We start from the raw sequence: 23,026 nt of genomic DNA on the forward strand, positions 1-23,026 counted from the left end.
CTTCGAGAACTACGCCGAGCGCACCGAGTCCATGTTCCTCAAGGGGCTCTCCTGCCTGAAGGGCGCCGCCGACGCCACGGTCGCGTACCAGAACGGCGATCACGAGATGGCGCTGACCGCCCAGGACGACGCGGGCAACATCGACGCGCTCGACATGGACATGGGCGGCGAAGGTGGTGAGGGCTCGTGAGCGGGTTCGAGCCCACCGAGGCCCAGACCGGCGTCGGCTACAACCCCTTGACCCTGATAGATCCGGATGCGATCCCCTACCCGGAGACCGACACGTGGTCGCTGAACTACGCGGCCGAGACGATCCGCTCCGGCGGTCAGGACATGGCCTCGACCACCGAGGACATGGAGACCACCTGGCAAGGGCTGCAGGAGCACTACACCGCGCCCGAGTCCGAGACCCTCTTCGCCGCGGTCGAGCCGGTGGTCAGCGCCGGCGAGGACCTGCAGAGCGATCTGGCCACCGTGGCCACAGCGTTGGAGGACTTCGCTGAAGCGGCCGCGGACGCGCGGCGCAAGCTCAACAACCTGCGGATCGAGGCCCAGTCCTTCGCCCGTGATCTGGAGGACCGCAAGTTCTGGTGGTTGGACCGCAACGAGGAGGAGGACGAGTGGGCCGTCCAGACCAACTTCTCCCTCAAGTCCCAGGTGAATCGGGCCTGGAACGACTTCACGTCCGCCGAGATCGACTGCGCCAACGCCATCTCCGGTATCCACAGCAACCTCGTCTTCACCAACCCCAATGACGCCACCGGCGCCGACAACGAGCTGGTGTACGGCGAACCGGCGCCACTCGCGGGCCTCGACCCCGACAACATCATCGGAACCCTGCCCGAGGCCGCCAACGGGCTGGTCGTACGGCAGCTCAACACGCTGACCGAATGGGCCGCCGAGGAGATCCACCCGGCCGACGTTGAGTTCGAGCACAGCAGAAACCAGGCGGTCTGGGACACCCTCGTGGTCGGGTTCGGCTTCGGTATCGCGCAGGGCATGGTCACCAAGAGCGGCTTGTGGCGCCCGGAGACGGGTTGGGCCGCCGACGAGGACCAGATGCGCCACAACCTGGAGACGACTTGGAAAGAGACCGGCATGGAAGCCGCGTCCCTGGTCGGGATCCACAACGAGGACGGGTGGCTGTACCAACCCAGCACCGACGACCCTCACGCCAACCTCAGCTGGGAGTGGTGGTGGGGAAACATCGAGGAGTCGGGCCGCGACATCCGGGAGGGGTTCACGGCCTGGTCCCAGCGGGAGAGCGACCCCGAATACCACGAGACCTACACCGACATCAATACAACCCTGTTGCTTCTCGGCGGGATCAAGCTGGGCGGGGACATCATCAGCTTCGGTGGGCCCGGCGGTGGCAGCAGCAGCGGCAGTGTTGGTGGTGAAAGCGGCGGAGCGCCAGACGAGCCCGGCACCGGGGCGAACCTGTTCAGCGGCCAGAGTGGAGGAGCGCCCGGCACAGGCGGCTCGGACCGGGACATCGGCGACATCGCCCAAGAGGGCCGCACCCCAATCACGGAGCGCTTGGACGAGGCGTTGGAGCAGACGCCGGTCCTGGGCCCGGAGGGACCCGACCCCGGGGCGCCGGGGGGTCCCAGTGGGCCATCGGAGCCCGGTGGGCCGGGTGCACCTGGAACGCCGGGGGGCTCCCCGGGGCAGGATCCTCCGAACCAGGGGGCCGGCACACAGGAGGGGCCACGCCAGGAGCCGACCTCTCCCGGCGCCCCACCCCCGGGCGGGACCGGCGGAACAGGTGGTAGCGAGGGTAGCGGCGGCGACCGCAGCGGATCTCCGAGCCCCGGCCCGCGTGAGGGTGACCAGAGCCCGCGCGGCGACCAGGACCGGGGACGCCCCGGGGACGGCGACCGCCGCGACGGCGACGGGAGAACCCTGCCCCCGGCCACCAGCGGCGGAAGCGACGCGCCCGGCGACGGCCGCGGTTCCGGCACGCACGACCGGGAAGGACGCGGAGGAACAGAGGAATCCACGCGGCCCCGCGGCGATCAGGAGAGGCCGGGGTACCCGAACGCACACCGCGACGACGAGAACAGGTCGGGCGACGACCAGAGAGGCGGCACGAACCAGGACGGGGAGCAGAGAGGGCGTCACGACGAAGACCGCAAGGGCCCCGACCCCGCAACCGGCGGTGGCGGCAGCGACCGTGGTGGTGAGGGTCCTCCGCCGACCTCCCCCGGCGACGGGCCCGAGAACGGCGGTCGCGACGACGAAGGCCGCGGGGGCGATTCCAGCGGCCCAGACCGTCAAGAGGTTCTCTCTCGGGGCGAAGTCCAGGACTACGGTACGTTCAGCCGGCCCCACGAGCGAGTGGACAATGACGGCAACTTGCTCGGCATGGATCCCCAGCGCTCTCAGGAAGTGCAAGGGGCACTTCGGGAAAGGATGCCGGATTTCAACTCCGAAGAACTCCAACGGGTATCGCGAAATCTCGAACGCAGCCCCCGAGGAACAGAGATTTCAGACTTCCTCTTAAATGGCAATCTTTTCAGGATGAACAATTACGATGAAGTAGTCAGCAAACTAAAGAACAGGAGAGACATAGAGGCGGCAGCGCAGGAACTCAGACTTGCGCAAGACCTTGAACGCTCGGGCACCCCGGCGGACAGAATTGACTTTGCGGGGAAAACCGGACACAAGGGCGAAGACCTTGATGTGGCGGTTCGAGGCGCGGACGGAGAGATCCAGCAAGGCTATCAAGCCTACATATCGAGCAGCGAAAATCCAGCCGGGAAAATAGCGAAAAAATTCAGAAAGCAGCTTCCGCACAAGGACGGCCAGCAGTCAGCCGGGGTAGCACAAATACAGGGGACACTATCCGACTTCCCAACTTCCGACCTCAATTCCCTGGAATCATTCTCGCGCAAATTCAAAATCGACATTCACCTCCACTTCGAGGACCAAATCGTCATCTTTTCTGGAAGCCCATCGACCGGAGGGTAAAATGTCCATAAGAAGATCATCGAGAGAGATCGCATCCTGGGACTGGACGGTACCATTCAAGGAAGAGCCGCAAATATCAAAACTTGTCGAACTGCTGGACACCACCCATTCCGTCCTTAAAGAACTAAGCCTACTCCGGACTGAGAAAATAAGCATTCAATGGGCTCCGATAGCCTCATATGGAGTCCCCGAAACAACCATTTATCTCGACAACGAACCTCGGCCAGCCAGGCTGCACGACCAAGTCACCTCCGCACTCCCAACCGAAGCTCGAGGCCCTCATATCGCATATATTTCCCTCATGGGGGACGGCCTTATACTCGACAGCAAAAAACTCCCTATCGCCGTCAGGGGACTTTTTGAAATTAACGGGTTTTGGAACTGCGATTCCATTGACATCGAACTCACCGCGCACCATGACGTGTGGTTTCCCTACGCCTTCGACGGCACACCTCATCCGATCGTATATGCTAATAATGCGCCGAATCTAACAAAGGCCATACATGGAATCGAAAGCGCTCTGAACCAAAGGGTTGAGCCCGGCGACGTGACTTTCTTCTGCGAACCCGGGCCCGAGGGGATCCTTCCCCCCGATGACGATGAAATCATCAATGGCCATTACTTCGATGTGACGAGGATGAAGGGCCCTCTTTGGACTTTTGAGAGCCTTCCTTCTGAGGAAAATTGAGAGATCGATACTTTATCGTTTTACCTCAGGGTTCACCCGATAAACCGGAGCACCTGTACGGCCTCGACTGGAGGCCGTTCGTCACCGCGCAGACGAAGAGGGGGGACCCGTTCGGGCTCATGATCCCTTGGATATTGCCGCCGTGGGTTTGGGGGGCCTGCCCGGGGAGCATGGTGGTGCCCTCGTCGATGTAGCGGTAGGCGGTGGCGCGGGAGATGTGGTGGTCGGTGGCCAGGCGGGTGGGGTCGGTGCGGTCGCGGAAATGGCGCAGGATCAGGATGGCTTGGTTGTAGCAGGTCAGCGACCGTGTGTTCGTGCGTGTGCCCAGGTTGCGGCGGTGAGTGCGCAGGAGGCGTTCCAGGTAGCGGACGAGTTCCATGGGGACGTCGAGTGTGGCACGATAGGTGACCAACGGAGCCTTTCAGGTGTTCGAGGGTTTTCTTCGCAGATACCTCTTCTACCTGGGGCTCCGTTCTTTTGTCAGGCGATCGGACAATTGTCCCTTGGTGTCGTGTTCATGCCTCGGAGTCCGGATCGGCCATTCGATCTTGTTGAGATCACCTCACTGTGCTCACGACCCTCTGGTCATACGGCTACTGATCTTTGATTAGGAACTTGACGGAATAGGGCAAGGATCAACCCGACCGAGCGGATGAAACCGCGCAGCAACTCCGGCTTGCGCTGGACCGAGCGCAGGCGGGACCGCATCACCCGCCGCGGACGCGGCACGCGCCGTGCGCGACCGCCCCTGGCCCACCTGGCTCTACCCCGCGAACACCGTGCTCCTGGGAGCGTTGGCACTGGCCCCGCTGCTTCCGGACCCGGCCTTCATCGGGGTCTGGCTGGTGCTGATCTTCACGGTCGTGTCGGTCAACACGTGGGTGGGGCGTCGGATGGGCACCCCGTTGGCGTTTCCGACCAGCCGCGGGTTCCTCTCGGCCGTAGCGGTCGCGATCCTTTTCCTGCTCGCAGCATGGCTCGTCGAACAGATGGATGAACCCACCTGGATCACCGTGCTGTGCGCGGTCGGTGCGTCGGCCGGCTACGGCATCGGATCGATCGTGCACCACAGGAGCACCCACCGATGAAGGGACAGCTCGACCCGGTCGTCCACCCCACGCACCGCCTGCGGATCTGCGCGATGCTCGCCGCGGGAACCACGGTCGAGACGTCCGTGCTCAAGGAGGAGCTCGACCTCAGCCCCTCAGCGCTCAGCAAACAGATCACGGCGCTGGTCGATGCCGGATACGTGACGCAGGACCGCTCGACGACGGACTCCCGTCGGGTCTGGCTCTCGCTGACGAAAGAAGGGCCAGAACGCGTACCGCGCGCATGTGCAGGCGTTGCGGGAGATCGTCACCGACCCGGGGAGCTGAAGTGCCCCTGAGGTCAGCCACTGAGGCCGGCAATTGAAGCCCGCCACGGAGGCTCGCCACGGCTCCGGCGCGTACCGCGGCCCATCCCCGCGTGCGCGGGGAGCACGGGCCGGTCGGCAAGGCGATCGGATGGTCGGCCGGCCCATCCCCGCATGCGCGGGGAGCACTCTTTCTGACCTGCGGTCCTACCGACGGGTAACCGGGATTTCTGCAAGTTGTGCATATCCGGATAACGCGTGGGTCGAAGTTCCAANTGCGGGGGCGAGGGTAGGCGNTTCACAGGCCCAGTATGCCGGGGCCTGCCCTGACAGGAACAGGCCCCGGCTCTTCGTCCGTATCAGCGTCACCGGCTCACGGTGTCGCCCCAGGTGGCGGGCTCACGGCCATGAACCACGTTCCCGTGTCACAGTCCCGGCCACGGACGTGGGCGGGGGAGAGGGTGCGGGGACTGGTCCCCGGTCGAGCGCGAGCCCGAGCCCGCCGGTGAGTCGGACCCTGAGCCAGGCCCCGCGCCCGGCTGTGAGCCCGCCCCCGCGCCCAGGCTCGGCCCCCGGAGCGGGCCGGGATCGATGAGGCCGCAGTCGCTCACGCGTCGTGGTGTGCATGGCTCAGACAGGGCGTGGTCGAGGAGTTCGAGGGCCTCTTCGGCGTCGCCGTCGCGTTGCAGGAGGGCGAGCGCTTCGCGCACGGCGTTGGTCCGGCGGCGCAGTCCGCGCACGAGAAGGAAGTCGGCGACCGGGTGCGGCCCGGGTTCGACGTCCAGCGCTTCGGAGACGGCGTCCAGGAACTGAGCGGTGTGGATGTCCAGCATCAGGCGGCCTCCGCCATCACGATCGGTTCTGTCGGAACGGGTCGGCTGCGCGCAACAACGCGCTCGGCGCGGACGGGACCCGGGCCACCCGAGGCGCCCGGTGCACCCGGTGCGCCCGGTGCACCCGGACCGGTGGAGAGCAGCTGAGCGGCGCGGTCCTGGTCGGCGAGTGCGCACAGCACCGCGAGTGCCAGCTGTCGGCTCTCGGTCGGGCGGGCGCCGGTGGCGCGCCCGGTCACGAAGCAGCGTCCGCGCACGATCGCGGCCGGCACGGAGACGTTGACGCTTTCGGGAACCTGCGGCCTCGGGCTGAAGTTCGATGTGAGCGACGACCGTGGGAACGGCGAGCGCTCCGGCGCAGCGTTGTAAGGGCGTCGCGGCGCGGGAACCTTCGGGCCGTAGAGCGCTGGAGCGGAGGGCTCCGGGACAGGGAGCCACGGACCCTCCCCGGTCGTGGGTTCGATCGCGTCCCCCTCGTCTCCGGATCCGGGGACGGGAGTGATGGTTGCTGCGGGGATGCGCTCGGCGTAGCGGCGCACGCGACGGGCCCGACGGGGGCGGCGTTGGAGCTCGCAGGCCAACCCCCGGACATATCCCAGGGGAGAGATATGGACACCGCAGCTTGGTCGGACCAGCCGCAACAGTCCGTACAACATATGGATAAGGTGCTTCACGACAGCGCTCCTTCGCAGCGTTGTCCGGGCCCCGGACGTGCCAGCGTCGCGGGGCCGCCTTCATTTATGAAGTCTTGACTCTACAGGAGGAGGCATAGCTCTGCATAGCTTTCCTTTCCTTTTAGTAGGTCATCTTAGGTCTAGCGTGCTCGCATGAACGAAGAGGACGTCCCGAAGATCCCAGCCGACGGTCCAGGGCTGCGCTACATGGCCGTGGCTGACCACATCTCCGCTGCGGTTGAAACCGGCAAGCTCAGACCGGGATCGCGACTCCCGCCGGAGCGTGAGCTCGCAGAGAGTTATGGAGTCTCTTACATGACGGTTCGGCGTGCCATGAAGGAGCTCAGGGAGCGCGGCGTTGTCGTCTCCGTTCACGGCAAGGGAACGTTCATCGCAGAACCCTCCGGAGACTGAGCTCTGCTCGCGGGGCAACTGCCCTGCGGTCCTCGCCTCGGGGCATCCCGCGGGCCGAGTAGCGCCCCCTCGCTCCGTGTAGCGGTTCGGTGTGGAGTTTCGAGAGGACTCGCCGGGCGTCAGGTCACCGATGAGGTCCAGGAATACGGGCTGGCTCGCTCGACGGTGCGCAGGGCGATCGCCGTGCTGGTCGAGGAGGGCGTCATCTTCACGGTTCCGCAGCGCGGCTCATACGTTGCCGAGAAACTGGGCTCGTAGAGACGATCTCGGAGAGATGACGGAGGGCCCTGTGAGCGGTCCGTACGAGTTCCAGCCTTCGAACGTGGCGTACCTGTATCAGGAGCTGGCCGACTTCATTGCGGGGCGGATCGAGCGCGGGGACTTGAGGCCCGGTGCCCGGCTCCCGGCTGAGCGGGATTTCGCTGAGGAGTACGGCGTATCGCTCGGCACGGCCCGGAGGGCGACCCGGGAGCTTCGGGATCGCGGTCTGGTGGTCACGCTACCGATTAAGGGCACGTTCGTCGCGGAGGGTTCCGAGGGCTGAGCCTGAGCCCGGCGTCCTTGAGCGCAGAGCGCTCGTCCTGGTGAGGGACATCCCCGCGTGCGCGGGGAGCACGAGATCGAGCCCCACACCCAGGGCGTGGCGGGCGGGAGATCCCCGCGTGCGCGGGGAGCACTCTTCCTGACCTGCGGTCCCACCGACGGGTAACCGAGACTTCTGCAAGTTGTGCATATCCGGATAACGCGTGGGTCGAAGTTCCAATGCGGGGGCGAGGGTAGGCGATCACAGGCCCAGTATGCCGGGAGTACCCCCCCTCGGTGGGCAGGGGCGGCCTCCGAGGTCCTGGGTCGGCTTCCGGAGGCCTCCACAGCCCCGGGGCGGGGAGGGGCTACAAGCCCGTCGTGCACGGTGTCTGCCTCGCCCGTGTAGGGGCGTTTCGGTCCTGCGACAATGTGCTCTCGGGTCTCCACGGAAGGTGAGACACCGACCCCCACGAGGTCCGAATGATGGTCGAATGTCCAACTTTCAACGGGAAAGTAGATGTGATGCCGACCATACTCCTTCGATGGTCAGCAAATTGTGGCCTCGTGTTCCACCGGAGTTCCGGGCGACCGATCACGTCCACTACCTGCGGAAATAGTGGCACGTGCGACGGATGGGTAAGGGCCGGATGCCCGGATTGCCTGCTCGGGCGGAAAACCCGTCGCGTTGCGAACAACCCGCGACCCCCGGATGGAGCACCATGGAGTATGGGGTAGAGACATGCGGGGGTCTGTGGTTCGTGCGCGGGGCTCATTGTTGTTGTGCGCTCGGCCGGGACCCGGTGTCACCCGTCTTCCGACGACCTTCCGATCACCCTCGGCACGACCACGACGCGGGAGCCAGTAGATGACGACGCATCAGCACGGCCCGAAGCGGAGCTGGCGACGCGTGGTGATGATGCTCCTCCTCGGTGCCGGGTTCCTGCTGCTCCCCATCACGGGGGCTCAGGCGAACCCCATGTGCCCGGGGGAGCCGGCTCCGGTTCCCGAGTCCGCGGGGAGTGGGGCAGACGGGTTGATGGTGCCGCCGCAGTCGCAGTCTGCCATCGAAGGTGCCCCGGACGGACTGCCTCCCGACGCCAGTATGTACGGCCAATACGGGACCTCCGGAACCCAATGGCACCACATCACGGAATCTTGCGTCGACGGGATTTCCAACGGTGCCCAGGCGACCCTGGCGAACACGGCTTGGGACCTGTCGAAGACGATCAATCAATCGACCATCACCGTTTACCAGGCGGCCAATTCAGATGGCCTGCTGGAAAACTTCAACACCATGGTCGAGGACGTCGTGCACGCGCTGCGGGACGGGATCTGGCGGCCCCTGATCCCGACCATGGTCATCCTGGGCGCGGTCTGGCTGGGATGGTACGGGCTCATTCGCAAGCGCATGACCCTCACCATCGAATCCTCGATCTGGATGGTGCTCGCCGCGGCGCTCGGCATGTGGATCCTGATGCAGCCGGCCGCTGTCATGAACATGGCCAGCAGTCTGGTGAACTCCGGGACACAGTTGGTGACCAGTGCCGTTGGTCAGGTCACCCCGGGAGGAGGGGCGGCTGCCTGCCCACCAGGTGCAAATGAGCCTGAACGCGCAGATTGGGAGTCAGAATCTGATTTCCAGGTGCGAAGTAATGCTGACATGATGTGGTCAAGTCTCGTCTGTCAGCCATGGATTGCTGGACAGTTCGGAAATAGTGAAATCGCCGAAAACGCTGCGATGCACCATGCGGAAGACCTCTTGGCAGCGCAGGCAATCAGTCGGGTTGAGCAGCAAGAAATAACCGATGGTGATTTGGATCCGGCGACCATTGGGAGCGACAAGCAAGCTGAGTACGAGGAAATCGCTTCGAGCGTAGAATCATCTTACCCAAGCGTCTATCCGTTGTTCTCTGGGGAAGACCAGACAAACCGTCTTGGTGTCGCTACCCTTGCACTGTTTTCTTCGGTGTTTGCTGGGGGTTTGATTCTGGCTGCTTCGGTGGCTCTCATTGTTCTGAAGATTGCATTTCTTCTGCTTTTTCTGCTGGCTCCAATATTCCTTCTGATTGGGATTCATCCCGGATATGGGCGCATGGTCCTCCTGCGTTGGCTTGAGCTCATGGTCGGGTTCCTGCTCAAGCAGATTTTTATTGTTCTCCTCATTTCCTTGTTGGTGATGGCTTATGGCATGGTAATGGGAAGTAACTTGGGTTGGGGTCTGCAGATGATCCTGCTCGCCTTGTTCACGCTGGCGCTCTTCATCTATCGGAAACCGTTCGCGCACCTGTTCAGCTCGGTCAACGCCAATACCTTCACCTCGCGTGTGGTCAGTGATGCCGCACAGAGCCAGGCGCTGGGCCGGAGTGCGGCTGTTCTTCCCCCGGTCGCCTATGCGAGGGGGCAGAACTGGGGCCGTCGTCGGGCTCCGCAGCTTGCTGCCGGTGTTGCTGGAACGCCCGCGGGCCAAGGCACCGACCAGCCGGTCCCGCAGGACGACGCACCCACGCCGGATCGCGAACCCGCGCGCGCCCGCGCACGCGGGGGATACGGCCGTGTGCGCGGCAACGATGCTCCGCCACCTCTCAACGTCAACCGCAACTCCGGTTCCGGAGGCGGGGGCCAGCGTCCCGGCCCTGGCGGCAGGAGTACGGACGATGCCCCCAACTTCAGGGGATCACAGGGTTCCTCCATCCCGCCCCGCCCCAGCGGTGGTTACACCGGTACCGGGGACAGCGGATGGGGCGGCGTCTTCGGGTCGGGCCCCGGAGGCCGTTCTGACAGTTCCAGCAGTGGCGGCGGGGGCGCTCCCGCCGGAGGCGCGCCCGCGGGTGCCGGCCGAGCTGCAGCCGCTGAGCGCCCCGACCCGGGAAGCGGTCGAGGCATCTTCCAGGGCCGAGAGGACACCCCGCCCCAGGGCGCGCTCGGTGGGCAGAGCTCCCGTTGGGGAGCGCCTCGGGAGAAGCGCGAGCGCAAGGCGCCCGCACGTCAGCCGAGGCAGGCCCCGCCGGCCCCGCCGGCCCCGCCGGCCCCCTCCAAGCGGGGGGATGGCGAAGNATGGCGAAGGCAGCTGGCTGACCGGCTCCAACAAGCGCAACGACAACGCCCCCATCACCCCCTTCTGGGGTGACGGCGGTTCCGGCGGAACCCGGGACCGTAAGCGCGACGTCCCCTTCTGGTTGAACGACGACTGACGGATGAAATCCTCACCCCATGCCGAACCCACTCTCAGAACAGGCGCAGCGCAGGGTCATCGTCGCGCTGATCGTCGCCCTGATCGCGTTCGGGGTGTACTTCTTCGTCTCCGGATTCGGCGATGACGAAGAAGGCCGAGCAGCCCCCGAGGGCGAACAGGGTGGGCGTGAAGGGCAGGGAACCGCTGAATCGCCCGACGACTTCTCGACGGTCGAGCCGAGCCCGATGCCGACCACAGGCGACGAGGACATCGACGTTCTCGACTGGTTCCCCTTCAGCGAGGACGAGCTGCTCGCTGCCGGCGCGACAGCCCGGGAGTTCGGCGAGGCCTACGGGACCATCGACTACAGCGAGGGCCCCGAGGACTACTTCGCCGGCATGGAGGAGCTCGCCACCGACGAGTACGCCGAGGTGCTCTCCGAGACCACCCGGGCCGGCGCGTTCTGGGACGAAGGTTCGGAGGCCGAGGCCGTGGCCGAAGGTCGGGCCGAGGTCGAGTCGGTCCGTACCTATGGTGGCGACTCGATCACCTTCGTGGTCGAGGTGCAGTCCATCACCGAGACCGCCGACTCCGCATTCGACGAGGAACTCGGCGAGTTCGCGGTGACCGTGACCAGCGAAGGCCAGGGCTGGCAGGTGCACGACTTCCAGCCGGCCGACGCCGGACAGTACGGGGAGGAGTGAACCCCAGTTGCAACCCCTCTTCACCCCCGCCCCCGCCGACTCCGGCCGTGGAGCCGCGCTCGGTGTGACCGGTGTGATCGTTGTGATCTCCCTGGTGGCGGTCACGATCGCTGCGCTCATGGTGATCCCGGTGATCAGCAATACCTCGCAGCATCTGGGGTCGCTCGTGGGCAGCGGTGTCATCTGCGCGGAGAACGAGGACGCCGAACAGCCCGACGCCAGCGGCTACGCCAACGACTCCATCCCGGAGAACTACCTCGAGCTCTACCAGGAGGCGGGGGAGGACCGGGACATCCCGTGGAACATCCTCGCGGGGGTCGGACAGGTGGAATCGCACCACGGCCGTTGGGACGGCCCCGGGATCACCGAGGGGCACAACGACTGGGGTGCGGCAGGGGCGATGCAGTTCGGCTCCCTGGACGGCTCGGCCGCCGGGAACAGCTGGGGCGGCGAGCCGATCCAGGCCGTTGAGGACCGGCCGGACGAGGGGTACGGGCTCGACGGCAACGACGACGGGATCGTCAACGTCTACGACCCGGCCGACGCCATCCCCGCGGCCGCCGACTACCTGGTCGAGCACGGCATCGAGGACGACGTACGCGAAGCCATCTACGGCTACAACCGCGCCTGGTGGTACGTGGACGACGTGCTCGAATGGGCGGATCGCTACGCCGAAGGCGACTACACCACCTCGGACTCTCAGCGGAACGCCGTGGTGTGCGACCTCGACCAGGAAGGCGAACCGATCGGGGATGCCCCCGACGAGCTCTCCCAAGCGGTCGTGGACTGGGCCCTCGACCAGCGCGGGCTTCCGTACATCTGGGGTGGTACCGGTCCGGAAGGCTACGACTGCTCCGGGCTGGTGATGAAGGCGTACGAGAGCGTCGGCGTGACCGTTCCCCGGGTTTCGCAGGACCAATGGGAGTTCGGCCCCGAGATCGATCAAGGTGAAGAACAACCAGGTGACCTGGTCTTCTTCGATGTGCAACGTGAAGGGGAGCCGCCGGGGCCCGGTCACCTCGGAATGGTCGTGGACGACGGGTTGATGGTCGAGGCCTGGTGCACCAACTGTGGTCCGATCGCAGTGCGCGAGTACGATGACCCCAATCGTGCGGACATCGTCGGATTCACCCGTCCGCTCGAACACCCCGATGTGAAGTCCCAGCTGGAGGCGCAGGGTTAATCGTGACTGAGGCAGATGAGAAGCACGAGAGCCTTGAGGAGCAGAAGCCGGGCAAACAAGGACTGCACGGGTGGAAGGCAGCGCTGGCGATGTTCGGATGCGGTTCACTCGCTGCCTTTGGCTTTTTTGGTGTGCTTGCCCTGCTGGTGACGTCCTTTTTGGATCTCACGTCGTCTGGCGTGCAAGGCGAGGGAGAGGGCGACGCACCTGTCCCGGAGGCTGTTGGCGAGCCGCAGGCATCTATTGATCCTGGAGATTTGGACGTTTGCGGTCGGAATCTTGAAACCGCGGGTTCCCTAACTCTGACACGTGTGGACTCTGGTGGGAATTTCGAGGACCCCGGGGAAGGTGAGGAACGCATCGTTCAGGATCAATGCGAATGGGAGCTGTCGCCGGACGTCAGTGCTGATTCCTCCTGGGGTCTTGAGTACGACTATCAAGCGTTCATCAGTGACTCAGGTGGAGAACGGGAAGAAGTTGCATCGAGGGAATTTGAGGAGAGATCTGAATCCCTCGCTGCAGAATTTGATGAAGTCTCGTCGGAGGGTGAGGAAAATCTGGCTGACGGGGCGTACTTCGTTTTTGGTGAGGTTGAGTCGGGTGTCCATGGGTACTACTTGGTTGCGCAGACGCGTAGTGCTGTCTACGAAATGAAGTTGACTGCTGTTGGTGGTGATGAAGTCACTCAACAGTCCATGAAGAACGAGGCTGATAAGATCGTTGACGTTTCGGATATCGAGTTTAATATCTGGATTCCGGAGTAACGTCCGGTTTGGCCTCAAGCCACTCCTGCCATGAAGTGGTGTCGACACAGGGTCGTGTACGACTCGTTCCCGCCGATGTGCACCTGCTCGCCCCGGTACACCATCACCCCGTCCACCACACGCGCGTTGTGCGTGGCCCGGTTCCCGCACCAGCACCGGGCGTATACCGGCAGGACCTCTATCTTGTCTGCGAGCTCCACCAGCCTCTTCGAACCGGGGAAGAGCTGCCCCTGGAAGTCCGTGAGGATCCCGTAGCAGTACACGTCGATCTTCATCCCGTCGACGACCCCGGCCAGCTGCCCCACCTGCTTGAACGACAGGAACTGCGCCTCGTCGACGATCACGTACGGCACATTGCGCTCGGCGATGTCGTCGTAGAGGTCGAGGTCGTCCCCGACCTCCGCGGCGGTCGCCTTGAGCCCCAGCCGTGAGGAGATGATCCCCGAACCGGCTCGATCCTGCTTGGTGTAGAGCACGCCCTCGCCCCCGCGGGAGTGGTGTTCCTGGAGAGCCATCGTGCTCTTGCCCGAGTTCATCGAACCGGTGAAGTACTTGAGCTCGGCCATGCGTGGGGTCTTCCTGCGTCCTCGGTCCGGGCGGCGGGGGCGAATGGTCGGGTGGTCGGGCTTCGGGCCCGTGTAAGCCCGGGGGTGGTGGGCGGGGTGTTGGGGTGTTGATGTCGTTGCGGCCCCTGGCCTGAGCATCTCGCCCCATCGGGCCAGCAGCGAAGATACCAGCGCGCTCCGGGCCGCATGATCGGGTACCGGGTGCGGGGGCGGTGTGGGTGGTCAGGGTCTCGTGGACGCGCTGAGGGGTGTTGTCACGGTGGGGCAGAGGCCACGTGCGGGTGGTGTGTGGAGCCCGTCGTTGCGTTCCGCCTGTGGCACTGGCCGGCGCACGTGCACCGCACGAAGCGTCCCGGGTGGGGAGCGTCGCGAGAGGGTGGGCCGGCCCGGTGGGCGAGCGCCGCCGTGAGGTGAAAGGTCCACACGGTCGGTGCAGCGAAAGGGGTGTCCCCAGCGGTGAGGGGTGCGAGAGGACGAAAGGACCCCCGGGACCGGCGTCTCGGAGGTATCGGCGTTCCGAACAGCGGTCCTCGATGCCGTGGCGGTCGGGCTCGTAGTCCCCAAGATCCGTGAATCCGTCAGAACCAGAGCCAGGGTGCGGGAGGTTGCTGACCGGTCTGGGGGTCGGTCCAGAGGCGTGTGGGTTCGTGGTGTTGTTCGTGGGCGAGGTTGCCGGCTTGGTCGAAGTGGCGGTCGATGATGTGGTTGCCGAGGGCGTCGTAGATGGTTTCGCTCGTCAGGCGGCCGGTTTCGTCCCACTCGTGCCACGGTCCTACGGGTCCGTGGGGGTGGTGGCCGCGCACCCGCCCGGACACTACGGTGCATCAGAGACGGTCTGTCACATCCAAACCCGACCCGTCGCCCTTGAGTGGGGATTGTACGGAATAACCGCTAGCTGATCCGAAATAGGTCGGATCCCCGGTGTCCCCGGGAGACCCCAGGAGGTGCTCGATCGCGGTCAGGGCGTGGTGGATCCTGGGTGAATTTGATGCATGGATTTCTGGGTGAGGATTTCCAAAGAAATCATTCTCACCCCAGATGTCTTGATTCACGGATACTTCTACTGAGGTGATTTCATCTGCGACAGAGATTTTCACTGAGAGGAGTTCACGCTCTCCTCTTTTCTTTCCAGAGGAAGAAATCCAGTTTCCAGGTCCGAGTAGGTCGATTGAGTAGGGTTCTGCATTGAGTTGTATTGCGGGGCGTGCGCCTCGAATCGTGTCCGCCAACGTCGTAGGGTGCTCGAGGCCTTTTTCGATTCGTGTGTAGTATCCAAGGGGGCCGCCTTCGGTGTCCGACCACTCCACGCATACAGCCTCGAGGTAAAGCAGATCGGATTCGCGAAGTACACGCGCAATGTTGAGAGAAACACTGCAGCCGGCCGCCAAAAAATTCATATCCTCGGGATTGTCCAGAATCCAGAGCCAAGAGGCGACGGGTTTCGGGGAACGCATGAGTATGGACAAAACAGTTAGCCCTTCGGGTAAATCCGGGAGTCCTCTGGGAAGGTCATATTCCCGTCTGTGCAGTACACTCTGAACGAGCATCCACCCCTTTGTGTGTTCCCTAGGGTCTGGCGCTCAAACTTTTCCGATATTTCGATTAGCGGGCGCTGGACATCCATGATTCCGACTGTCCTGACGTCCTCCATTTCATTATGGACATTCCTTAGCTGATCTGCAACCTTCTTGCTGTTGTTGCGAACGGCGCTTTCTGTGAATTCCTTTTCTTCAATCTCGAACCTCTTGATCTGATAAGCGTATCTGGGGCCGTCGTCCGGACTTAGGAGTACGTCAATGTCGTAATGCCTTGACTTGTCTTCTGTGGCTGCCATGTCTTTCTTCTCGGCGAACTCAATTTGATTGGTACGGTAGCCGTTGTCAAGTAGGCTGTCTACGAATCTGAGTTCGGCGCCGGCTCCCGGTATCATTTTCACGTTCGAAAAGTCAGAAACGTATTCGTTGAACCTTCCAACGTTCTGAACCCTCCCTTGGAGGATGATTTCTGCTATCTGGTTTCCCAATGGTGCGTCAGGGCTTTTCAGGCCGGTGATGATGTCATCCACCTTTTGGCCATTCAACCCTGACGAGTTCAGGATTTCGCGGACACCGGCCTCTTGGTCATCCGACATGGGGCCCCGGGGATCTTCGCGCCGTGGGGGAAGTGGATCTCCTCCCCCATCACCAGACGGCCCATCAGGACCGGGCGGGGGTGGTGAAGGTGGCCCTTCACTGTCGCCACCGGAACCACCTTCGGCGGAAGGATCGGGCGCTTGGTCCTCCTGTGGCTTGGCAGGACTGGCGTCCTCACCCTCGCGGCTTCCGGAGCGGTCGTCGCTCGTGGTGGTGTTGTCGTCCTTGTTTCCCTGCGGAGGTTTGTTCGACGCGTCTTCGCCGCGCGGAGCCTCGCTCCGGGGTGCTTCGCTCCGAGGTGCTTCACCTCGGGGAGCCTCGCCCCGGGGTGTCTCCCCGCGCGGTGCTTCGGCATCGCTGTTCCGGGGTGCTTCGCTCCGCGGCGCTTCGCCCCGAGGTGCTTCCGCATCGCCGCCGCGCGGCTGTTCACCGGAGGTGGGCTGGGTCTCCGGCCCTTCACCCGGACGCTGGGGCGGTGTGTTCTGTGAGTCCTGCCCACCCGGCTGTCCCTGATCGGACGAGGACGGGTCTGTTCCATGATCCTGGGGCTTGCGCTGAGGGGCCTGCGGCGGATCGGCGGCAGCAGCAGGGGCACGTCGCGGAGCGGCGCCGGCTTCGGCGTCCGACTGCGAACCGTCGGAACCGCTGCCCGAGGAACCCTGTCCCTCGGGCGAGGTGGGCGAGGGCGCTTCGGCGTCCCCGGGTTGGCTCGCCGGGTCCGACCCCTCACCGGAGGCAGGGTCGGCGGTCTCCCCGGAAGGCTGCGTCGGTTCCGGGGTCGGGTCCGGTGTCGGTTCCGAAGCCGGGGACGGTGCATCGCCACCCTCGGACGGCTGATCGGACGGGGCGTCCGAGGTGGGCTCGCTGGGCGCTGAGGGTTCGGGACTCGGGTCGCCCGAGGCCGGGCCATCCGAACCCGGGTCGGCAGCGGGCTCCGGGGCCTGATCGCCCGAGGAGGGGCCGTCTGCTGCGGGTGCATCCGATCCCGGGTCGGCAGCGGGTGCCTCCGATGCCGCGGGCTCCGTCGTCCCACCCCCCGAGGTGGGCCCTTCGGGCGCACCGGTGTCCGGTGTCGGACCGTCCGAGGCGGGGTCCGCCGGGGTCGGGTCTGCTGCAGGCGCCGGGTCGGCCGCAGGCGCAGGATCGGCTGCAGGCGCCGGGTCCGCCGCCGGGGCCGGGTCCGCTGCAGGCGCCGGATCGGCTGCGGGTGCGGGGTCAGCCGCGGGCGCAGGATCTGCCGCCGGGGCCGGGTCCGCTGCGGGTGCGGGGTCCGCCGCCGGGGCCGGGTCCGCTGCAGGTGCTGGGTCGGCTGCGGGAGCGGGGTCCGCTGTAGGTGTGGGGTCTGCCGCAGGTGCCGGGTCGGCGGAGGGCCCGTCCGAGCCCGTTCCCCCGGTGCCACTCGAGTCGGCGGCCCCGGTCACGTCCGCACCCCCGGTGTCCGCGCCGCCGACATCCGGGGAACCCCCGCCGGCCGGGTCCGAGCTCCCACCCGAGAGCAAGGAACTGTCCCCCTGCCAGGCGGCCTCGAAGCCGTTGTTGGAGTGCGCCCCGTCGATCGCCCCCGTCGGCGCACCGGTCGCGAACCCGGCGCCCGCGGCCTGAGCCACCGACGAGAAGGACGAGTCCCCGCTGTCGGTGACCTCGGCGGCCACGCCGCCCGCTGCACCCATTCCACCGTCGCGAAGGCCGCCCAGCGCGGCGTTCGCGGCAAGGCTCTGCTGCGGGCTGTTGTTGAACGTGCCGTTGCTGATGGACTGCCGGATCTCACTGCCGCGGCTCACGGTGCTGCTGACGCTCGTCCCGAGAGGGCTGTTGCGGATCGAGTCCGCCGCGCCGCGCAACCCACCGCTGATGGGGCCGCGCTGCGAGCTGAGGAACCGTCCGCCCATCGCCCCGCCGGCCCTGGCGAACGCACCGCCGGGAACGACCCCGATAGCGTCGAAGCCGAGCACGGCCGCGCTGTGCCAGTTCAGACCGAGTTTGTCCTGGCGGTGCAGGCTGGTCGCGCTGATCAGCAGCCCGATGATGCCCAGGGCGATCCCGACGCCGATACCGGGGATGAAGATGGCCGCGATACCGGCCACGACCATGAGCGCGGCGTAGACGAGCGGGTTCTCCTCGGTCCACTCCACGACCTGGTTCCACAGGTCCCACGCCTTGTCCCACCCGTTGCGCATGAGCTCGTCGAGCGCGTTGACCGCGGTGTCCACGTCGCTGGACATGGTCTCCAGCACCGTGTTGAGCCGGTCGACGTAGGGCTCGCGGTCGTCGTCCCAGTCGTCCGGGTCCTCCAGAGCCTCATAGGCCGTCGTGGCCTCGGACAGGATGCTGTAGCTCTCCTGCCGGGCGGTGCTGAGCGCCTCGCCCCAGGCCTCGAACGCATCGGCCGCGCCCTGGAAGGTCTCCTTGGCGTCCTCCAACAGGCCCGGGAGCTTGCCCACCAACTCTTGGAGCGCGTCGGCCACGTCGCCCTCGCCGATCTCGCCGGCCTTGACCGCGCGCAGGTCCACCGCGGCGTCCCCGCAGGCCTCGGCCAGGGTGGAGTACCTGTTCTTCAACAGGATCTGTGACCCGTATCCCCACGGAACCGGGTCCTGGTCGCCGTTGGTGGAGGATCCGCCTTCGGGGTCGTTGCAGTGGGGGACGAGGATGTCCCAACGCCCGCTTCGGGGGGAATCGGACACAGCTGAGCTCTTCCTGGTCTGGACGCGTGCGAGCCCGGACCGGGGGTGTCCGGACGAACGCAAGGGGGGCAGCCCGCCGGCGGCCGGGGGCAGCATCCGTTTTACCTGAGATGGGGGACGAGGGTCAGTTCGAGGGGTAAGGCAACAGAGTCGTTTCGGTGCACATCTGTTCCAGATGCACGGCTCGCGGGTGAAGTTCGCCGATCCGGGGAAGCGATCCCACAGCACGCGCCGGCACCGCCGTCACCTGCGGTCCACGAGCGGAACCCACGGGCCCGAGGGGCGTTGCGCACGCCCCGGATCACGCATCGCGCGGCGGGCAGAATGGGACCGAGCCCCGCTCCGGCTCCCGTCCCCTGTATCGCACGCCATATCGCACGCCACCCCGGCAGGAGATGATCCGTGCCCGAGCCAACCCCCGTCCGCACGTCGGCCTCTGTGCCGTCGGCCACCAACGCATCGGGTCCCGCCCCCGCCCCCGTCCGCATCGCCGTGCTCGGGGCCGGAGGCCGGGGAGCCGCCAACTACGGCCGCTGGTTCGCCGACCACCCCGACCGCGCCCGCCTCGTCGCCGTTGCCGAACCGATCGGGCACCGGCGCGACGCCCTCGCCGACCGGGCCGAGGTTCCGGCCGAGTTCCGCTACCCCTCCTGGCACGACCTCATGGCCGACGCCGACCGCCTCCACCTCGACGCCGTCGTGGTCGCGCTCCCCGACGACGACCACGTCGAACCGACCGTCGCCGCGGCCGAACGCGGGCTGGCCGTACTCCTGGAAAAACCCATCGCGCCCGCCCTCGACCCCCTCCTCGACCTCGAACACCGGCTCTCCGGGCTCAAGCCCCGCATCGCCGTCGCACACGTGCTCCGTGAGACCGCGTTCTGGCGCGAGACCCAACAGCTCATCTCGGCCGGGCAGATCGGCGACCCCGTCACCATCCGCATCGAGGAGAACATCGGGTTCTGGCACTTCGCCCACTCCTACGTGCGCGGCAACTGGCGCCGCACCGACACCTCCAGCCCCATGGTGCTTGCCAAGACCTGCCACGACCTCGACCTCATCCGCTGGATCACCGGCCGCGCCCCCGAACGTGTCTCCAGCATGGGCAGCCTCCAGCACTTCCACGCCGGCAACGCCCCCGAAGGTGCACCCACACACTGCGCACACGGCTGCCCCGTCGCCGACACCTGCCCGTTCCACGCCCCGCGCTACTACGCCGACGCCCTCGCCCACACCGACGACTGGCCCGTCGTCCTGCTCGGCCCCGACACCAGCCCGGAAGGGCGCATGAAGGCGCTGGAGACAGGGCCGTACGGGCGGTGCGTGTACCGGTGCGACAACGACGCCGCCGACCACCAGCAGACCGTGTTCGCCTTCCCCGGAGGCCTCACCGCCGCCCTCACCACGTCGGCGTTCACCGGCGCCAACACCCGCACCTTCCAGGTCACCGGAACCCGCGGGGAGCTGTCCGGGCGTATGGAGACCGGGGCGCTGCGCCTGGAGGTGTTCGCGCCCGGCCTCCGTCCCGACCTGCCGGACACGGCCGGGCACGTGCGTGTCTCGTCCGAGGGGCCGATGGGGCACGAGGTGCACGAGTGGACCGCAGGGGCGGGAGGCGACACCGACATCGACCACCGCGGGCACGCGGGCGGCGACGACGCGCTCACCGAACGGTTCGTGGACGCCGTGGCCTCCGGCGACTTCGAGGGGCACGTGACCACGACGCTGGAGGCGTCGATGGACAGCCACCGGATGGCGTTCGCCGCCGAGCGCTCCCGCCTGACCGGGCGCACGGTGGAGTGGGAGGACTTCCGTCGGTGACAGCCGGGGGTGCTGGGTGCCGGGAAGGCCGCACACCCCTGGACGGTGCGGCCACGACCCGCTCGGCCGGCCGGGCCGGTCGTGAAGGTCCGCGCCCTCCACGCCTGTTTTCATCACAACCGTTGTGTGAACGGGGTTCCTGTCCTATCGTCGGTTCCGTTCCCGGAGCGGCAGGGCCGCCGGGGCCGATCAGGAAGGGTGAAAGGCGATGGATGCACCGACCGGCGGATACACAGCGGTGGAGCACGGCGGGGTCAGCGTGCTCGAGGGGGCCAACCGCAGCGCCTACCCCTTCGGGCGTTCGCTGCTGGTGCGCGGCAGTGAGTCCTCGCTGGTCGTCGACCCGTCCCTGTCGCTGGTCGAGAACGCCCCGCCCGCGGACGCGGTCCTGGTCAGCCACGGCCACGAGGACCACATCGCCGGGCTCGGCCGCTACGGCGACGTCCCGGTCCACGTGCACGAACACGACCTCGAGCCGCTGCGCTCCCGCGAGGCGCTCGTCTCCTGCTACGGGCTCCCGGCCGACGCGGCCGCCGAGGCCGACACGATGATGCGGGAACAGTTCCACGTCAAGGGGCGCCCCGACACGCTCACCTTCGCCGACGGCGCCGTGTTCGACCTGGGCGGGCGCACCGTGACCGCCGTCCACCTGCCCGGCCACACCGCCGGCCACAGCGGTTTCCTCATCGAACCCGACGGTTTCTTCTTCATCGCCGACATCGACCTGACCTCGTTCGGCCCCTACTACGGCGACGTCGGTAGCAGCCTCGAGGACTTCGAGGCCTCGATGCGCCGCTGCCGCCAGGTCGAGGCCCGGTGGTACGGCACCGCCCACCAGAAGGGCGTCATCGAGGGCGTCGAGGAGTTCCGGCGCCGCCTGGACGCCTACGCCGACGTGGTCGAGCAGCGCGACGCCAAACTGCTGGCCTTCCTGAGCGAGCCCCGCAGCCTCGGTCAGGCCGCCGAGCACCGCCTCGTCTACCGGCCCCACGTGCAGGGCCCGCACGTGGGGCCGGTGGAGCGGCGCACGGCCGCCCAGCACCTGGCGAGGCTGCAGGGCCAGGGCCGTGTCGCCGAGGTGGAGGAAGGGTTCTTCCGCGCGGTCTAGAACCGGCGCGGACGGTCCGCCCCCCGGACGGTCCGCAACGGCCGCTCCGGCCGGCCGCCGCCCCTGGCACCGACCCGCGTCAGCGCTTCGAGGGCGTCCCCAATCGGTCCGAGAGCCGGTCGGCCACCCAGGCCGCGCGCAGCGCAGGGCGGTTGAGGATCGGTGAGGGCCCGAACCGCGCCTGGTCACGCCAGACCGGGACGAGGTCCCGGTGGGGTTCGTCCCCGAGCATCCGGTCGGCGAGCAGCGTGCCGAGGTAGGGCGCCTGCGCCAAGCCGTGGCCGTTGCAGCCCACGGCGTAGAAGACGTTCTCCGCGGCCTCGCCGGCGACCGGCAGCATGGACGGGGTCATCGCGACCCACCCGCCCCACGCCTGCTGCGGGGCGACGTCCTGCAGCGACGGGAACTGGCCGTGGAACCCGCGGACCAGGCCGCTCACGGTCGCGGCGTCCGGCTCGCGGTCCCGCACCGTCCCCCGTCCCAGATGGAGGCGCCGGACACCGAAGACCACGGTGTAGCGCCGGGTGAGGCGGTAGCTCTGCATGATGTTGTGCTCGGTCGCCAGGCCGGCCCGGCTCGTCCAGCCGGTCTCCTCCAGGCGCCCGGGGTCGACCGGTTCGGTCTCGACCATGCCGACCCAGATCGGGGCGGCCAACCCCCGCGGGGCGATCGACAGTGCCTTGCTGTAGGCGTTGGTGGCCATCAGGACCTTGTCGGCGCGCACACGGCCCATCGGCGTGCGCACGAGGACGCCGGCCCCCTGAGGCTCGACCGCCCGCACCGGGGTCCGCTCGAACACGCGCACGTCCGAGCGCAGGAGCTCCTCCCGCAGGCCCAGCACGAACTTCGCCGGGTTCAGTACACCCCCGGCGTTCACGCGGAGACCGCCCTCGAACGAGTCCGGCATGCCCAGGTCGCGGGCGCGGCCGACCTCGAGCTCCAGGCCCGCCTTCCGCAGGATCCGCCCGTTGCGCCTGGCCTTGCGCATCTGCCCCCGCGACACCGCGGCCACGATGTTGCCGGTGGGTTCGTACTCGCAGTCGGTGTCGACCCGGTCGATGAGCTCTTCGGTGAAGCGCACGGCCTCCTGGGAGAAGCGCACCAGGCCGGGGAAGCGGCCCGAGTGCAGAGTGCTCGACAGTTCCGGTGAGCCGCCGGGTGTGCTCGAGAGCTGGCCGGCGTTGCGCGAGCTCGCCCCGGCGCCGCAGTGGTCGGCCTCCAACACGGCGACGTCGACGCCGCGCTCGGCCAGCCGCAGGGCCGCTGCCGTGCCGGCGAGCCCGCCGCCGACGACGGCCACGTCGCACTCGACCTGCCCGTCGAGGGCGGGCGCGGTCTCCACGGGCGGGTCGGCCCAGCCGTTGTGGGCAGTGAAGGTGACCTCGGGCTGTTCCATCTTCTGTTTCCTTCCTCTGCTGTTCCGGTTGGGCC

General features: G+C 66.7%; 21 protein-coding genes. 13 read left to right on the forward strand and 8 right to left on the reverse strand.

From position 1 onward, the window contains the following. The 3 genes from D474_RS0125130 to D474_RS32010 all read left to right on the forward strand — a co-directional run. On the forward strand, positions 1-190 hold a 190-nt coding region (locus tag D474_RS0125130; protein ID WP_026118786.1), incomplete at its 5' end, for a DUF6507 family protein. Beyond that, positions 187-2,973 carry a hypothetical protein gene (locus D474_RS0125135; protein ID WP_017616241.1) on the forward strand — a complete coding sequence of 929 codons (2,787 nt, stop codon included), beginning with the start codon at positions 187-189 and terminating at the stop codon, positions 2,971-2,973. The genes D474_RS0125130 and D474_RS0125135, both read left to right, overlap by 4 nt. 1 nt (position 2,974) lies before the next feature. Further along, the gene (locus D474_RS32010; RefSeq protein WP_152477052.1) at positions 2,975-3,661 is read left to right on the forward strand and encodes a hypothetical protein; all 687 of its coding nucleotides are present in this window, start codon (positions 2,975-2,977) and stop codon (positions 3,659-3,661) included. 25 nt (positions 3,662-3,686) lie between these two features. Here the strand turns inward: D474_RS32010 and D474_RS30660 are convergent, their stop codons facing one another. Beyond that, entirely contained in the window at positions 3,687-4,040 is a 354-nt protein-coding gene (locus D474_RS30660; RefSeq protein WP_152477054.1) for a hypothetical protein, read from the reverse strand. Between the two features lie 355 nt (positions 4,041-4,395). Between D474_RS30660 and D474_RS30010 the strand changes: the two genes are divergently transcribed. Together D474_RS30010 and D474_RS30015 are read left to right on the forward strand one after the other, a co-directional pair. Then, positions 4,396-4,749, forward strand: coding sequence for a hypothetical protein (locus tag D474_RS30010; RefSeq protein ID WP_017616243.1), 354 nt, complete (start codon positions 4,396-4,398; stop codon positions 4,747-4,749). Then, the gene (locus D474_RS30015) at positions 4,746-5,048 is read left to right on the forward strand and encodes a transcriptional regulator (protein WP_239647179.1); all 303 of its coding nucleotides are present in this window, start codon (positions 4,746-4,748) and stop codon (positions 5,046-5,048) included. Before D474_RS30010 ends, D474_RS30015 begins: the two co-directional genes overlap by 4 nt. 392 nt (positions 5,049-5,440) lie before the next feature. Here the strand turns inward: D474_RS30015 and D474_RS33710 are convergent, their stop codons facing one another. Continuing rightward, on the reverse strand, positions 5,441-5,848 hold the full coding sequence (locus D474_RS33710) for a hypothetical protein (protein WP_017616244.1): 408 nt from the start codon (positions 5,846-5,848) through the stop codon (positions 5,441-5,443). Next, positions 5,848-6,120, reverse strand: a complete 273-nt coding sequence (locus D474_RS32025) for a hypothetical protein (RefSeq protein ID WP_152477058.1) — start codon at positions 6,118-6,120, stop codon at positions 5,848-5,850. The genes D474_RS33710 and D474_RS32025 overlap by 1 nt, the downstream gene beginning before the upstream one ends. A 555-nt stretch (positions 6,121-6,675) precedes the next feature. Here D474_RS32025 and D474_RS0125165 point away from each other — a divergent pair. The 6 genes from D474_RS0125165 to D474_RS32030 all read left to right on the forward strand — a co-directional run bounded on the left by D474_RS0125165 (position 6,676) and on the right by D474_RS32030 (position 13,284). Next, positions 6,676-6,936, forward strand: a complete 261-nt coding sequence (locus tag D474_RS0125165; protein ID WP_239647180.1) for a GntR family transcriptional regulator — start codon at positions 6,676-6,678, stop codon at positions 6,934-6,936. Positions 6,937-7,225: 289 nt separating this feature from the next. Next, positions 7,226-7,480 (forward strand): winged helix-turn-helix domain-containing protein, encoded by a 255-nt coding sequence (locus D474_RS0125175; protein WP_239647181.1) that lies wholly within the window; start codon positions 7,226-7,228, stop codon positions 7,478-7,480. Between the two features lie 1,719 nt (positions 7,481-9,199). Continuing rightward, positions 9,200-10,588: a type IV secretion system protein gene (locus D474_RS30025; RefSeq protein WP_449289373.1), complete on the forward strand. Its 1,389-nt coding sequence runs from the start codon at positions 9,200-9,202 to the stop codon at positions 10,586-10,588. An 83-nt stretch (positions 10,589-10,671) separates the two neighbouring features. Then, a complete protein-coding gene (locus tag D474_RS0125190) occupies positions 10,672-11,337 on the forward strand; it encodes a hypothetical protein (protein ID WP_017616250.1) in 666 nt (221 codons plus the stop codon). A 7-nt stretch (positions 11,338-11,344) separates the two neighbouring features. Further along, positions 11,345-12,520 carry a C40 family peptidase gene (locus D474_RS0125195; RefSeq protein WP_017616251.1) on the forward strand — a complete coding sequence of 392 codons (1,176 nt, stop codon included), beginning with the start codon at positions 11,345-11,347 and terminating at the stop codon, positions 12,518-12,520. Positions 12,521-12,522: 2 nt separating this feature from the next. Further along, the gene (locus D474_RS32030) at positions 12,523-13,284 is read left to right on the forward strand and encodes a hypothetical protein (protein ID WP_152477060.1); all 762 of its coding nucleotides are present in this window, start codon (positions 12,523-12,525) and stop codon (positions 13,282-13,284) included. 14 nt (positions 13,285-13,298) lie between these two features. Here D474_RS32030 and D474_RS0125200 read toward each other — a convergent pair whose 3' ends face one another. The 4 genes from D474_RS0125200 to D474_RS32445 form a co-directional block, all read right to left on the reverse strand. Beyond that, complete coding sequence (locus D474_RS0125200) at positions 13,299-13,850, reverse strand: thymidine kinase (RefSeq protein ID WP_017616252.1); 552 nt, start codon at positions 13,848-13,850, stop codon at positions 13,299-13,301. A gap of 578 nt (positions 13,851-14,428) precedes the next feature. Continuing rightward, a complete protein-coding gene (locus D474_RS0125205; protein ID WP_152477062.1) occupies positions 14,429-14,653 on the reverse strand; it encodes a hypothetical protein in 225 nt (74 codons plus the stop codon). A gap of 21 nt (positions 14,654-14,674) precedes the next feature. Beyond that, the gene (locus tag D474_RS32035) at positions 14,675-15,316 is read right to left on the reverse strand and encodes a hypothetical protein (RefSeq protein WP_204367145.1); all 642 of its coding nucleotides are present in this window, start codon (positions 15,314-15,316) and stop codon (positions 14,675-14,677) included. A gap of 5 nt (positions 15,317-15,321) precedes the next feature. Then, positions 15,322-18,666, reverse strand: coding sequence for a hypothetical protein (locus D474_RS32445; protein WP_051051121.1), 3,345 nt, complete (start codon positions 18,664-18,666; stop codon positions 15,322-15,324). A gap of 402 nt (positions 18,667-19,068) precedes the next feature. On the opposite strand from D474_RS32445, the gene D474_RS0125215 reads away from it, so the two are divergent. Further along, entirely contained in the window at positions 19,069-20,487 is a 1,419-nt protein-coding gene (locus tag D474_RS0125215; RefSeq protein ID WP_017616259.1) for a Gfo/Idh/MocA family protein, read from the forward strand. Between the two features lie 208 nt (positions 20,488-20,695). After that, the gene (locus tag D474_RS0125220) at positions 20,696-21,595 is read left to right on the forward strand and encodes an MBL fold metallo-hydrolase (RefSeq protein ID WP_017616260.1); all 900 of its coding nucleotides are present in this window, start codon (positions 20,696-20,698) and stop codon (positions 21,593-21,595) included. 79 nt (positions 21,596-21,674) lie between these two features. Here the strand turns inward: D474_RS0125220 and D474_RS0125225 are convergent, their stop codons facing one another. Beyond that, on the reverse strand, positions 21,675-22,991 hold the full coding sequence (locus D474_RS0125225) for an NAD(P)/FAD-dependent oxidoreductase (RefSeq protein WP_017616261.1): 1,317 nt from the start codon (positions 22,989-22,991) through the stop codon (positions 21,675-21,677). Positions 22,992-23,026: the final 35 nt, after the last annotated feature.

It is taken from the genome of Nocardiopsis salina YIM 90010 (assembly GCF_000341025.1).
Taxonomy (GTDB): Bacteria; Actinomycetota; Actinomycetes; order Streptosporangiales; family Streptosporangiaceae; genus Nocardiopsis; species Nocardiopsis salina.